Annotated in this window: 6 protein-coding genes; all 6 read left to right on the forward strand. The window is 70.3% G+C overall.

The window, feature by feature from the left end:
• A partial coding sequence (locus CCN29_RS15805) for a hypothetical protein (RefSeq protein WP_107481706.1) occupies positions 1-350 on the forward strand: 350 nt, incomplete at its 5' end.
• 10 nt (positions 351-360) lie between these two features.
• Entirely contained in the window at positions 361-564 is a 204-nt protein-coding gene (locus CCN29_RS15810; RefSeq protein WP_086682564.1) for a hypothetical protein, read from the forward strand.
• Between the two features lie 126 nt (positions 565-690).
• Positions 691-978 (forward strand): hypothetical protein, encoded by a 288-nt coding sequence (locus CCN29_RS15815; protein ID WP_086682566.1) that lies wholly within the window; start codon positions 691-693, stop codon positions 976-978.
• Position 979: 1 nt separating this feature from the next.
• The gene (locus CCN29_RS15820) at positions 980-3,448 is read left to right on the forward strand and encodes a phage portal protein (RefSeq protein WP_086682568.1); all 2,469 of its coding nucleotides are present in this window, start codon (positions 980-982) and stop codon (positions 3,446-3,448) included.
• 43 nt (positions 3,449-3,491) lie between these two features.
• Positions 3,492-3,710, forward strand: a complete 219-nt coding sequence (locus CCN29_RS15825; RefSeq protein WP_086682570.1) for a hypothetical protein — start codon at positions 3,492-3,494, stop codon at positions 3,708-3,710.
• 69 nt (positions 3,711-3,779) lie between these two features.
• Positions 3,780-14,874, forward strand: an 11,095-nt coding sequence (locus CCN29_RS15830; RefSeq protein WP_086682572.1) for a helicase-like domain-containing protein, incomplete at its 3' end; no start/stop codon positions are given.

Raw genomic sequence — 14,874 nt, forward strand, 5'->3', positions numbered from 1 at the left:
CGGCGAAGCCGACCAGGGCCCACGTGTGGATCGTCGCCGCGGAGATCAAAGTCGAGGACCGGGTCGCGAAGCAAGCCGACTTCCGCGGCTCCTTCACCGCCGCGGGCGGTATCCGCGTCGATGCGCTTGAGGTGTACTGCCGGGCCTGCCGCCGCCCCTACGAGGACGTCGCCGGACGCGACTGCGAGGCCCTGGTCGACAACCGGCACCTCATCGGCGGGGACCAGACGGTGCGCGCCAAGCGGAAGATCCCCACCCCGCCGCCGAACGCCAAACTCGTACCCGGCGGCCACATCCAGCGGCGCGGCATCAGCGCCTACGTCTCCGGCGTCTCCCGCCCCGCCCGATAGGACCCCCGCCGTGCGCGTCTTCCTCCTCGGCCTGTTCCTCGGCGGCCTGTCCGGCTACCTCACCTACGCCCACACCGGTGACGACCAGGTCGCCACCACGGTCGGCATCCTCGTGGCCGTCGCCGCCTGGCTCGGCATCGCCTGCATCGTCATCGCCGGTAAGTCCCGCCCCGGCAGCTCCGGAGGCGGTTCGGGCGACTGGCTGCCCTGGTGATCGCGGCCGCCGGGTAGCCCGCGACGCAAACCCGCGGGCCTTCCTACGGTCCGCCGCGTGAATCCTCCAACGCAGTCACCACCGCCCCCAAGCCATCCGGCGCCGTGGCGACGCCTCGCCCGCGACGTGACAGGCCTGCTCCTGTTCGGTGTCGGAACGGTCGGCCTGCTGGGAGCCCTCTACCTAGCGTTCCCGCCCGTCGCGCTGCTCCTGGTCGGCCTGGTCACGGCGACCGCGGGCGGCAGCATCCTCCGCGACGAGCCGGCCACCCCCCGCGCCCGGGCCGCCGGGCACGTGACGCTGACGCTCGGTCTGACCCTAACCACTGCCGGCGCGTACTGGATCACCCCCTGGGCGGTGCTGTTCGGCTTCCTGCTGCCCGTCGCCGTGTGGCTGAGCGGCGGGGAGGAGTGACATGGCACGACGCCGCTGGTTCCCCGCGCTGCGCAACATGCTGCAGACGCCGGGCCCCCAACCGGACGAGTCGAAAACGATCACGTGGACGGGCGGGTACACGTCCACCGCCTACGCCGGTACCACCAACATCTGGGGCACCGAAGGCCGCGCGGACGGCTGGGACATCGGCCGTGTCGTCACCGAGGGATACGAGCGTGTCATCTGGGTCTACAAGGCCATCGACACCATGGGCAAGCACGCCGCCCGGCTCCCTCTGCAAGTCGGGCGCGGCCTCACCGAAGACGGCGAGTTCGAGGAGGTCATCGACGATCATCCGCTGCTGCGTCTGCTGAACGGGCCGAAGGCGAACCCGCTGGAGTCCGGCGCGCAGCTCCGGCGGCGGCTGTCCGCGCAGGTACTGCTGTCCAAGCGTGGCGCGTTCGTGGAGATCACGCGCTCCAACCGCGGCACCATCACCCGCCTCGACCTGCTGCCCCCGGACCGGGTCATCCCCGTGCCGGACGACAAGGGCGAGTACATCAAGCACTTCGAGTTCACGACCCTGTACGGGCACGTCCGTGAGCTCGAACCCGAACGCGTGCGCTGGATCCGTGAGCCGCACCCCACCGATCCGTTCTCCGGGCAGACACCGCTGGAAGCGGCCGGCATCAGCATCGAGCTCGACCACCTGTCGCGCATGTACAACGTGGCGTTCATCAAGAACGACGCGCGCCCGGGCGGGATCGTGGCCGTCGACACCAGCTCCCTCACCGACGCGGACATGGACCGGCTGGAGGCGCGGTTCCTGCCCGGCTCCGAGTACGCCGGGCACGTCTCCGTCGTCGGCGCCGGGCAAGGCGGCATGACGTACGTCGACCTCGCCACCCGGCCGCGTGAGATGGCCTACGAGCACGCCGCGCAGAACGCCAAGATCGAGATTCTCGGCGCATTCGGTGTCCCCGAGTCGGTCACCGGCAACGCCTCCGGGCGCACCTTCGACAACGCGGAGCAGGAAGAATACGGGTTCTGGATCCACACCGAGCTCGGCCACCTGTCGCTGATCGCTGACGCGTTCGCCGGTGACCTCGGCGACACCGACCTGTCCATCCGCTACGACACCTCCACCGTGCAGGCCCTGGAGCTGCCGCGCCGCAAGCGCCGCCAGGAGGCCCGCGAGGAGTTCGAGTCGGGCCTGATCTCCATTGACGAGTACCGGCGCCGCGCGGGCCTGCCCGCCTACAACAACGCGCACTCCCGCGCCCTGTGGATCTCCCCGCAGAAGGCGCCCGTTCCGCTGCGCCCGCAGGACGCGGCCGCGCTCGGCATCCAGGGCGACCAAGGCGGCATGAGCATGGGCATGGGCGGTCCCATGCCCGGGGCCGGCGGCGATCCGAACGCGCCGCTCGACCCCGGGGCCGAACCCGGGGAGGGCGCCGCGGCGGAAGCGGTCGCGCAGGCCCGCGCCGAGGGCGGCGAACCGCCTGCCGGCGGCATGGGCGCCGAACCGGGCGCGGCGGCCGGCGCAGTCGCCGAGGCCCGCGCGGACACCGTCCCCTCCGCGCCGGGTGAGGCGGCGGCCGCCGTCGCCGACGCACGCCAGATGCCCGAGGTGGAGCCGGGCGCGGCCGCGGCCGCCGTCGAGGACGCCCGCACCCTGCAGACCAAGGCACTCCCCCACCACAGCCCGCACGACGGGCCGGAGTTCGAGGTCACCGACACCGACTTCGACCGCGCCCGCGACGCCGTCGCCCTGGCTCTGGAGTCCCTGTTCGACCGGCAGGAGGGCGTCATCACCGCCCGCCTGCGCTCCCCCAAGGCCCGCAAGGGCACCCGGTTCTGGCGGCCGCAGAGCCCCCAGGACAGCCGCGGCGGCACCACCCCGCTCGACATCGACCGCATCGTCGGCACCGACCGGTGGCTGGAGGAAGTCACCAGCGCCCTCGCCCGGTCCCTCACCCGGATCGCCGCCGCCACAGCCCAACGAACAGCAGACGCCTTCGGCGTGCCCCTGCCGGCGGAGGCATCGCCGCGCATCACGGCCGCCGTGCTGGACGCCGTGGCGGCCGCCGAAAACATCGCCCGCGCCTTCCTCGACACGATCACCACCCTGCTCACCCAAGGGCAGGACGTCGCCGAGGACATTGACGACCTGGTCGCGCTCGTGAGGACCGCGTTCCGCGACATGGCCGCCACGAAGATCACCGACGCCGCGGAGACAGCGGCCGTCGCCACCGTCAACGGCACCGCGGAGGCCACCGCCGCGGCGATCGGCCCGGACATCATCCGCACCTGGGTAACCCGCCGCGACGACCGCGTACGGCCCGCCCACGAAGCCGTGGACGGCACCACCCTGCCCGTCGCCAAGCCGTACCAGGTCGACGGCTACCCGATGCGGTTCCCCGGCGATCAGCTCGCCCCCATCCACCTCACCATCAACTGCCGCTGCCGCCTGCGCTACCGCACCCGCGAGCAGGGCGCTGACCAGTGACACACCCCACCCCCTTCCCCTTCACACAGTCAGGAGCACGGCCATGACCAACAGCTGGCTTATCTGGGCCGGATGGACCTCCCTCTTCGCGCTCGCAGAGACGTGGGCGCTGATGAACCGCAAGGACGGAGACACCCTGTCGGAGAACGTCCGCACCCTGTTCCGGATCCGCACCTCGAAAGCGGGCAGAGCCATCTTCACCGTCGGCTGGAGCGGCTTCTCCGTGTGGTTCCTGATCCACATACTCACCGAAACCATGTAGCCCCGGCCCCTCACCGCCGGAAATCCGAGGCCGCGACGTTAACCACTCCCGGCATGCATGTTCCGCCGCATGCCGATCACGAGCGCCGCAGACCGCCTCATCGCCAGCCTCGAAACCAAGAGGCTGCGCCGCCCCTGGAACCCGGACCTGCACCCCCGCGACAGCAAGGGAAGGTTCATCGAGACCGGCGGCATCGCGCGGCTCTGGGGCGGCGGCATGGCGCGCGTCCTGCGCTCCCTCGGCGGCCGGAACGTGCTGGTGGAGAACCTGGCCACCCGCAAGCGGTCCACCATCCACGCCTCCCGGCTCACCATGGTCGCCCGCCCCGACGGCTCGGCGCCCACCAAGAGCAAGCGCAAGGTCCGCGACGAGGACGAGCGGCGCTACGGCGACCAGAACCGCGGCCTGGGATACGGCGAGCACGCCCCCGACAAGGACGACGACCCCGACACCGAAGACCACCCGGCGACCGACCCCGGCGACAACGGCCAGACCCCCGACGACCCGCACGACCAGGACGACGAGGGCAACCCGATCGGGGACGACGTCGACGGGGTGGACCTCGGCGCCGACCCGGACGACCCCGAAGACGACGATGACGAGCCGATGGTCCCGCAGGGCCGCGTCATGTCCCGCCCGGACGACAGCGACGAGGACCCCGGCCGCTCCGCGCAGGACCGCGGCAACCACCCGCTGCGCGACTTCCCCGACCTGCTGCCCATCACGACGGACAACGGGGGCGCCGGCCCGGAGAGCCGCCGCCGTCGGCACGTCATGGGCAACGGTGACGCACTGCGCGCCGACGGCCCCGAGGTGAACAAGCACTACCTGCAGTTCTGGGACACCAACCACGCCCGCCGCGCCCTGCGTGACCTGTCGAACGACTACTTCGAGGACCTGGAAAACGCCTGGCCCGGCGAGTGGGGCAACAGCGAGGCCGACGACGTCTACAACGAGCTGGCCGACTACCTCGGTGGAGGGGAGCCGTTCGACCTCTCCGACAGCCCGACCGATCAGGCCGACCCGACGGAGTTCGACCGGCTGTCGTGGTTCGCGGACGACGCCGAGCGCCTGGCCGAGCTCGCCGAGCAGGACGGCAAGGAAGACGTCGCCCGCTACGCCCAGAACCTCGCCGACGCGCTGAACCTCGCGCACCGGCGGTTCCAGGCGCACGGCAAGAAGCCGATCCCGAAGCCGTCGAAGAAGCGGAGGAAGGATCAGCCGCTCGTCCCGCGCGCTTGGCGCTCGGACGGCACCGCCAGCACCTCCTACCGCATGAAGCCCGAGCTCACGTCGGGCCAGCCCGCCGCGGCCACGCCCAAGGCCCGGAACAAGGGCGGCAAGCGGTTCGCCAACCTCAACGCGCTCCAGCAGCACTGGCAGAGCGGCAACCTGGAGCCGGCCACCAGCGACAAGGCCGCCCAGCAGCGCCACCAGAAGGAAACCGCTGGCCTGTTCGCGAAGCTGGACAAGCCGCAGCTCTCCCGCCGGGGCACGTTCGTCGTCGCGAAGATGACCGTGGAGAAGGGCGGCAAGCCCAAGACCGGCTATGCCGTCATCGTCTCCGGCAGCGGCGCCCGCCTGGCCATGTCGGAGCGCAAGGGCGAGGCGATGGAGTTCGCCAACCGCCTGGAAGTCGCGCAGATCGACGGCGAGCCGTTCGACTGGGACAGCCCCGGCTACCACCAGCGTCTTGAGTCCCCCGAGGGCCAGAAGATGGTGCGGCAGGCCGGCGAGGACGCCAAGAAGGCGTTCGCGGAGAAGGCCGCGAAGAAGAAGCAGGGCGCCGCCGAGAAGCGCACCCCCGCCCCCGCCACCGGCCAGACCTCGCCCGCCCAGCCGGACGCTTCACCGGCCCCCGACGACGCTCCCGAACGCTACTGGCGTGAGGCCGGCGGCCCCCGCGACTACGGCAACGTGCGCGAGCAGTGGCAGGAACGCCTTGCCCAGACCACCGACCCGACGCAGAAGAAGTGGCTGGAGGAAGCCCTTCGGAGCCGTCAGGGTGCTGTGGCGGGCGACATCGCCATCTCGTACGCAAACAGTGTCGACCCTCGCCAGGGCCCGGACTACGTGACCCTGCGCGAGGTCGAGACTGGCCGGCCGCTGCCGTACGCGACGTTCAACTCCTCCGGCGACGCCATCACCTTCCTGCGGAGCGTGTCCGACCCGGTGATGGTCAACCCCGATGGATCGTGGAAGACCCCGCCCGGACCCGAGCGTGACCGGCAGTGGATCGAGCTCATCGCCAACAGCAAGGCCATCCGGGCTCGATTCGCCCGGCAGTGGCTCGCTGCGAACGGGGCCCCCAAGCCCGCCATCGAGCGGCCGAACCCGCTCGTGCAGGCCGCCCAGCAGCTCGCCCAGACCACGCGCGGGCCCGCCAACATCGGTGTCGGTCACATCGGGCCGGTCCGTAACAAGGACAACGGCGACGGCTTCGAGAAGCCGAGCACCACCGGTCAGCTGCGGGACTACTGGAAGAACGGCGGCGACCCGGCGCTCGATGACCGCACCCGGGACAAGCTGCGGGCCTACGCCGGCCGTGAGGGCTGGAAGATCACCATGTCGGATCACCGCGGGTTCGCGGTCATCCAGACGGGCCCCAGCGACTTCGAGGTTGTCCGCGCCTACGACGGCCACTCGCTCGGCTGGGCCGGTGGTGCCGGAGGCCAGTTCAAGACGTTGAACGACGCCAACCGGTTCGCGATGCGGCTCGGCGCGGAGCTCGAAGAGCCCGGCCGCCCGGGTCAGCCGATCGACTGGTGGGACCCGGAGCTCTACAAGCGCCACCCCTCCCGGATCAGCGGATGGAAGCGCGACTTCGGCGTCCTGATGGACGACATCCGCGGCCAGTACGAGATCGACGCCGGGCGTGAAGACACCTACTGGGCGCAGGAGTACCGCAAGCGGCAGGCGGAGCGGGACGCCCAGCAGCAGAGCGGCAACGCCCCCGCCCAGGGAGCCGCCCCGGCCCCGGCTGCACCGGAGGAGCGTCCGCAGCAGCAGATGCCGCAGGCTCAGCCGGAGCGCCGGGACTGGTCCAAGGTCCCGCGCGAAGACCTTGACGCCGCCTACGACGCTGCGGTCCGGGCGGCCGTGAAGACCGACGACGACGCAGAGAGCTATCGCCATGAGGTCGAGGGCGGGAAGATCGTCGAGGAGGCCGAACGCCGCGACGCCGAGACGTACTCGGCGCAGTTGTCCCGCGTCGCGCTCGGTTCGGTCAACGACTGGGGCCACATCCCCGTCACCATCGACGGCGACAGCTCGGACGACGCCACCCTTCGGGGCGGCCGGGGTTCGTGGAAGTGGAACCGGATCGGCTACCGCACCCGCTACAGCTCCGATCGGACGTTCCTGTCCCGTGAGGCGGCCATCGCGGGCCTGGTGCGCGAGCGGGACGAGGAGAAGGCGAAGGCGGCCCGGGAGGAAGCCGATCGTGCGGCCCGCGCCGAGGAGCGCGACCTTGAGAAGATGGCGGCGGAGACCGCCCTGCAGCAGCAGATCAACGAGGCGCTGCAGGAGGCGCAGAAGACGCTCCTGCCCGTCATCAACGACCTGCAGCGGCTGCACGGTGATGAGGCTGCCCGGGAGCTCGCCTACGGTTCTGCCGAGGCAGCGGAGCGTTTCGAGCGGGGCGAGTCGACCCCGTCCGAGGCGATCGAGGAGTTCCAGCGCGCGCTGGATGCCATTCAGCGCGCGACCCGCGGTCTTGAGGGCCGCGACAACATGTATGTCCAGAAGCTGATGCGGCTGGCGCGCGACAACGTCAGCGCCGCACGCAAGGCCCTGGCAGACCACAACGAGAGGAACAGCGGTGTACGAGGATCTCGTCCGGACGTTCTGGAAAACGTACCGACCCAGCGAGGTGGCGGCGATGGCCAGCAACGCGGAGCTGGAGGAGTTCGCCCGGCAGCGGTCGGAGGAGATTCTCGAGGAAATCGAGGCGCTGACGGACGAGTGGGCGCCGCCCCTTCGGGAGGGGACGGACGTGGTGGAGCGGGCGCACGAGCTGAAATCGGTACGGATGCGGGCTCGCGAGCGAGTGCTGCACGAGATGGTGTACGGCGTGGAGAAGGAGCCGGGGACGGAGACGAAGGACATGCCGCCGGTGGCGCTGCCGCCCCTGTAGGGGACGACGACACGGGGCCGGCGGCCCCGACGCCCTCCAGCACGGCCGCCAAGTGGCTGCAGAGGGTCCGCAACGGCGCCTTCCCGGCGTTCGAGCCGCCGGCCGACGGGGCGACGCTCGCCCCGTCCTCCCCGCTGAACCGCGCCAAGGCCAACATCGCGGCCATCGAGATCCTGCACCGGCTGCAGGACGAGGACCGCCCGCCGACCGCGGACGAGCAGGCCGAGCTCGCCCGCTACTCCGGGTGGGGTGCCGTCCCGCAGATCTTCAAGCCCCGCCCCGACGCCCAGTTCGCGCCGCTCGCGGAGCGGCTGCGGGAGCTCCTCACCGATACCGAGTGGGAAGACGCCCGCTCGAACACGCTGAACGCCCACTACACCGACCCGCAGATCGTCCAGCAGGTGTGGGCCGCGGTCCGTGACCTCGGGTTCGAGAACGGTGAGGTGCTGGAGCCCGGATCGGGCATCGGAAACTTCATCGGCTACGCCCCCGACGGGGCACAGATGACCGGCGTCGAGGTCGACCCGATCACCGCCCGTATCGCGGGCGCGCTCTACCCGCACTCGGAGATCCGTCACGAGTCGTTCGGCGACACCCGCGCCCCGAACGGCACCTTCGACATGGCGATCGGCAACGTGCCGTTCGGCAAGTACAAGGTGCCCGACCTGGTGCACAACAAGGGCGGCCACTCGATCCACAACCACTTCATCCTCAAGAGCCTGGACCTGACCCGCGGCGGCGGCCTGGTCGCCGTGGTCACCTCGGCTCTGACGATGGACGGTCACGGCGGGAAGGCCGAGGCCGCCCGTATGGAGATGGCGGAGAAGGCCGAGCTCGTCGGCGCGATCCGTCTGCCGTCCGGCGCGCACCAGCGCACCGCCGGTACGAGCGTGATGACCGACCTGCTGATCTTCCGGCGCCGCGACAAGGACAAGGCGTTCAACTCGGGCCGCAACCGCAAGGGCGAGATCAAGCGGCCGTCGGAGCGCAGCAAGGAAGACCCGCCGATGTGGGTGCACTCCCTGCCCCGCTTCGGTCTGCCCGGGCAGGCGGACCCGGAGACCGAGGGTGCACAGCCGGTCTTCTACAACTCCTACTTCCACGACCACCCCGAGCAGGTTCTCGGGAAGCTCGCCGTCGGGCACGGCCAGCACCGTGACAACGAGCTCCGCGTGGACGGCGACGGCGACACCATCGCCAACCTCGCGCGGACGCTCAAGCGGACGGTCGCCGCGGCGAAGGACGCCGGCCTGGGCTACCAGGCCGCCCCCGCGGACCGGAAGAAGGTCACGCTGCTGCCGCCCGGCTCGGACCGAGTGGACGGGCACGTGCAGGCCGAGCCTGACGGAACGTTCACGCAGGTCCGCGACGGCATGGTGCACCCCTTCCCCGTGCCGAAGACGCAGGCGGACGAGGGCCGGCGGCTGCTGGCGATCCGGGACACCTTCCAATCGCTGCTGGCGGAGGAGTCCCGCAAGGACGCCGACGACTCACTGATCGAGCGTCTGCGGGCCGAGCTGAACGAGCAGTACCAGGCGTACTTCGACAAGTACGGCGCGATCAACCGGTACACGTGGGCCGAGCGCAATGCCATCGACCCCGAGACCGGGGAGACGGTCAAGAAGAAGTACCGCAAGAAGGCGCAGCGTGCGGGTCTGTTCACCAAGGACCCGACGATGGCGAACATCTCGCCGCTGGACGAGTACGACGACATCACCAAGAAGACGACGCGGGCCGCGATCTTCACCAAGCGGCAGGGCACCTACCGGGAGATCGCCGAGTTCGCGGACAGCCCTCAGGACGCCCTCGCGATTGTGATGGAGCGTGAGGGCCAGCTGACCGCTGACGGCCTGGCCCGGGTCATGGACACCGACGCTGAGGACGCCGTCGCCCAGCTCCTCGCCGCCCGGTCGGTCGACCCGGACACCGGCGTGGAGTACCCGCTGGCGTTCCAGGCGCCGGACGGCAAGCTCGTCATGGCGGCCGACTACCTGTCGGGCAACGTCCGCGTGAAGCTGACCGCCGCCCGCGAGGCCGCGGCGGAGAACCCCGCCTTCGACATCAACGTCGAGCACCTTGAGCGGGTCATCCCGCCGGACCTGTCCACCGGTGAGATCGCCGCGCCGATGGGCGCCTCCTGGATCGGGCATGAACCCGTCCAGCAGTTCCTTCGGGAAACCCTCGGCACCGACCAGATCAAGGTGTCCTGGCAGGGCGGATCCCTGTGGGCGGTCGACGCCCCGGACGCCGTGAAGAAGGCCGTCGCCTTCCGCACCCGCGACACGTGGAGCGCCCCCGGCTACGACGCGATCAAGCTCGCCGAGGCGATCCTCACCAACCGCAAGATCGTCGTCACGGTCAAGACCCGCGAGGGTTCGGTATTCGACCCGAAGGCCACCGAGGACGCCAAGACCAAGGCGGAACTCCTCAAGGAGGCGTTCACAGACTGGCTGTGGGCCGACCCGGACCGCGCCGAGAAGTACAAGCGGCTCTACAACGACCAGTTCAACTCGATGGCGCCCCGCTCCTACGACGGGCAGCGCCGCACCATCCCGGGCCTGGTCGAGTGGTTCAAGCCGCACCCCCACCAGCACGCCGCCGTCGCCCGGATGGTCAATGAGCCGTCGGTGCTCCTGGCCCACGAGGTCGGCGCCGGTAAGACCGCCGAGATGGCGATGGGCGTCATGGAGCTCCGGCGCCTGGGCCTGGTCAAGAAGGCCGCGCTCGTCGTGCCCGGCCACATGCTGGACCAGTTCCGTCAGGAGTTCGCGGAGATCTTCCCCGAGTCCGTCGCGAACAACCGGATCCTCACCGCGAGCAGCGACGACCTGGCGGGCAAGGGCCGGCGCGAGTTCATCGCCCGCGCCGCGGCCGGCGACTACGACGCGATCATCATGACGCAGACCGCTTTCGAGTCGATCCAGATGCGCCCGGAGGTGCAGGAGACCTACATCAAGCGCCGCCTGGAACGCCTGGAAGCCAAGATCGAGGCGCAGAAGGCCATCGACGGGGAGGACAACGACACCCGCCTGGTCAAGCGGATGGAGACCCAGCTCAAGACCCTGCGGGAGAAGCTGGACAAGAAGCTCAGCGGGATGAAGGACGCCGCTGGCCTCCACTTCGAGGACATGGGCATCGACTACGTCGTCGTAGACGAAGCCCACATGTACAAGAACCTCGACACTCCGTCCGCCATCGCGGCCATCGACGGGTCGAACCGGGCCTCCGACCTGGAAATGAAGCTGGAGTGGCTGCGCGAGCGGTCCACCACCGGCCGCGTAGTGACGTTCGCGACGGCGACGCCGGTCGCCAACTCCATCGCAGAAGTCCACACGATGATGCGCTACCTGCGCCCCGACCTGCTTGAGCAGCTCGGCCTGATGGACTTCGACGACTTCGCGTCCACATTCGGGCAGATGGTCAGCGCCGTGGAGCGCAGTGCGGACGGCTCCTACACGGAGAAGGTGCGCCTGGCGGCGTTCCAGAACGTGCCGGAGCTCCTGCGGATGTGGCGCGCCTTCGCCGACGTCAAGACCAGCGAAGACCTCGACCTGCCCGTCCCGGACATCGCCGGCGGCAAGGCCATCACGATCACGATGCCGATGTCCGAGGCGCAGGAGCTCTACGAGGAGGAGATCAAGAGGCGCGCCGCCCGCCTGGCGAGCGGACGCGTCGACCCGAAGGAGGACAACCACCTCAAGCTCCTCGGTGACGGCCGTATGGCCGCGCTCGACCCGCGGCTCATCGACCCCGAGATGGGCGGCGGCAACAAGCTGCCCACGGTCGCGGACAACATCGTCCGGATTCACGAGCAGACCAAGGACGCGGTCTACCCGACCAGCAAGACCGACCCCACGCCGCACCCGGAGAAGGGCGGCCTGCAGATCGTCTTCCTCGACCTCGGCACGCCCAAGGACCCGGGCAAGACGAAGAAGCGGAAGAAGAAGGCAGGCGACGGTGAAGACGTCACCGAAGCCGCCGATGCGACGGACGAGGACGGCGAGGGCTACACCGACTTCTCCACCTACGACGAGCTCAAGCAGCTCCTCATCGCGCGCGGTATCCCCTCCGAGAAGATCCGGTTCATCCACGAGGCGAAGGACGACGCCGCCAAGGCCCGCCTGTTCCACGAGGCCCGTACCGGCAAGGTGTCCGTGCTCCTCGGCTCCACGGCCAAGATGGGCACCGGCACGAACGTGCAGCTCCGCGCGACGGCGCTGCACCACGTGGATGCTCCGTGGCGGCCAGCCGACGTCGAGCAGCGCAACGGCCGCGTCATCCGGCAGGGAAACGCCAACGCCGAGGTCGTGATCTTCCAGTACGCCACCGAGCGGTCCACCGACGCCAAGTTCTGGGAGGCCATCGCCCGCAAGGCGCGGTTCATCCGGCAGCTCATGCGCGGCTCGCTCAACGAGCGTGTCGTGGAGGACATCGGCGAGGTCAAGTTCGACGCCGACGAGGCGAGCGCCCTGGTCGCGGGTGACCCGCACCTGATCGCTCAGGCGCAGCTCCGCCCGATCGTCAAGCGGCTGCGGTCCCGGTACAACGCCCACCAGCGCTCTCAGGAAGGCTTCCAGCGGGCCATCCGCGATGCGGAGCTCGCCGAGGAGCAGACGACGAAGCTCGTGGCGACCCTCCAGGACGCCATCGCCAAGCGGAAGCCGACCCGCGGTGAGGACTTCAACGCCCGCATCGGCAGCACCGACTTCGCGGGCACCGAGGGCCGCGAGGAGGCACGTAAGGCGCTGTCCGCGGCGCTGCGGGCGGTCGAGGCGGACGGCCGGCGCCGCGCGTACGACCCCGACGAGCCACCGAAGATCATCGGCCAGGTCGGCGGTCTCGACATCGCCGCCAAGTTCTCCCGGGCCTGGAACACCTACGCCAGCCGTTACGACAACGGCGTGCGCCTGGAGCTCCCCGCCATTCCCGGCAGCGCCCGCACCTACGAGTCACACCAGCTGGTTGACGTGGACGGCAAGCCGCCGCGGATCCCACTGCAGCGCATCGAGGACTCCATAGCCAACCTGGAGGCGCAGGTCCGCCGCCAGGAGGACATGCTCAGCGACAAGCGGCGGGCGGCCGAACAGGCGTCCGCCCGCGTGGGCAAGCCCTTCGAGCTCGCCGAGGAGTTCGACAAGGCCAACCGGCAGCTCGAAATCCTCGACGAGGTGATGCGTCTCAAGGCGCAGCCGCAGAGCACAGAGGCCGCGGCCGCCCAGCAGAAGGCGTCCATCGACGCCCTCGACGCGGAGATGCGCGCCTTGGTCGGCGAGGAGGAAGAGGACGTTCTCGCGCAGGTCTCCGCCCGGGACCTCGACCTGACGCCGAAGACCCCGGCCCCGCCGTCGATCACACAGGACGACAAGGGCCAGGTGCGTTTCATCTGGCCGACGACCGAGGCGCGGGACGCGGAGCGGGACAAGAAGCTCGCCGCGAAGCGCGCGGAGTTCGAGGCCCGGTTCCAGCAGCGGCAGACGAACGCCCCCTCGCAGCCGGACGCGCTCACCATGGACGAGTCCGAGCTGACGTCGGAGGTCGAGCGGCTCGGTGGGCTGATAGCCCGCGAAGAGGCCAGCGAGGCGGACATCCTGCGTCACGCCGGCCTGCAGCGCGAGCAGAAGCGCCGCACCCGGCGCAAGGTCCGCAACCAGGGTCAGAACCCGGCGGGTGACGCCGGGACCGCGCGCACCGCGGAGCCGACGGCCGAGGACACCAGCACGGACGCCCCGGAGACGGCCACCGACAACAACGGCGACGACCAGCCCGAGCAGCCGTCGGCAGACACCGGCGAGGCTCCTGCGACCGATGCGACCGAGCAGCCCGATGAAGCCGCGCCGGCCCCGGAGGCGAACGGCGGCGGGTACGCCGATGTCCTGACAGAAGAGCAGCAGGAGTTCATCCGCGAGCAGTCACCGGCGGTGTTCAAGGGCCAGGCCGAGGGCCTGCACTGGATCGACTCCGGCGCCGTCACCTGGCCCTCTTCGGAGCGCTTGCAGTTCCCCGAAGCCGAACGCTTCGGCAAGGAAATGCGGGTGAATTGGGCCACCAACAACGGGCTCGCCCACGTCGTTGAGGACGGCGGGCAAAACCGTCTGGAGCTCACCGCCCGGGGCCGCGCATGGATGGCTCTGGCTGACGAAATGCTCAGCAACCCGACGGAGGAGCAGCTCCACCCGGACGGTTCCAAGCGCATGACCGACCGCGAGCGCGAAAACATGGGCAAGCCGAACATGTTCAAGGCCCGGATGTTGCGAGGCCTTGAGGCGTTCGATGCCGGACACGTTTCCTTCAACCAGCGTGGCGTGCACTTCCGCAAGGGCTCCACGATCGGCGCCCGAGAGTTCAACTGGGCCGAAGGCCAAGGGCTCGTGCACCTGAGCCAGCGCGGCAACCGCACGCTGTTCGAGCTGACCGACCGTGGCCGCGAAATGATGGAAGTCCTGCGAGGAGCCGTCGACCGCGAGAACAACGGGGAGAGCAGCGCGGACGGCACCAACCCGGCCCCGAAGGCGGACGCCGGGAGTGCTCCGGAGACTCCCGCGGCCGCGCAGCCGTCCCCGGCCCGCGAGCGGGCCCCGCGGAACCGCGAACGGCAGCAGCCCGCGGTGCGCCCGTTCGCCAACGACCGTGAATGGCGGCAGGCCCTCGCAGAGGTCGAGGCGACCCAGGGTGAGATCACCCGGGCCGTGGAAGCCGCGTACGGCCGCGGCGAGGAGCCTGGCAGCGCCCGGGCACTGCGTACCGCGGTGTTCGACGCCATCGCCGCCCAGGAGGCAGGCGACTTCGATGACGCCACCGGCGGCCTCGCCGAGGCCCACGAGCACGCCCAGCGTCTCCGCGACGAGCTCCCCTCAGATGTCGACGCCGAGTCGCTGGGCCGCTTCATGCGGGTGGTGGACGACTACCTTGCCCGGCACGCGGTGACGGTCGAGAAACGCCGCCGCGAGAACGAGCAGCGCGACCGTGCCGAGCAGCAGGCCGACGCTGCGCTCCGCGAGAGCCTTGGCCTGTCCCCGGCCCCGGCCCCGG

Source organism: Streptomyces pseudogriseolus, assembly GCA_002154585.1.
In the GTDB taxonomy this organism is placed as follows: domain Bacteria; phylum Actinomycetota; class Actinomycetes; order Streptomycetales; family Streptomycetaceae; genus Streptomyces; species Streptomyces pseudogriseolus.

Coding starts and splice junctions, on each gene's coding strand:
- CCN29_RS15825 (WP_086682570.1), top strand. CDS start 3,492: ATGACCAACAGCTGGCTTATCTGGGCCGGATGGACCTCCCTCTTCGCG.
- CCN29_RS15820 (WP_086682568.1), top strand. CDS start 980: ATGGCACGACGCCGCTGGTTCCCCGCGCTGCGCAACATGCTGCAGACG.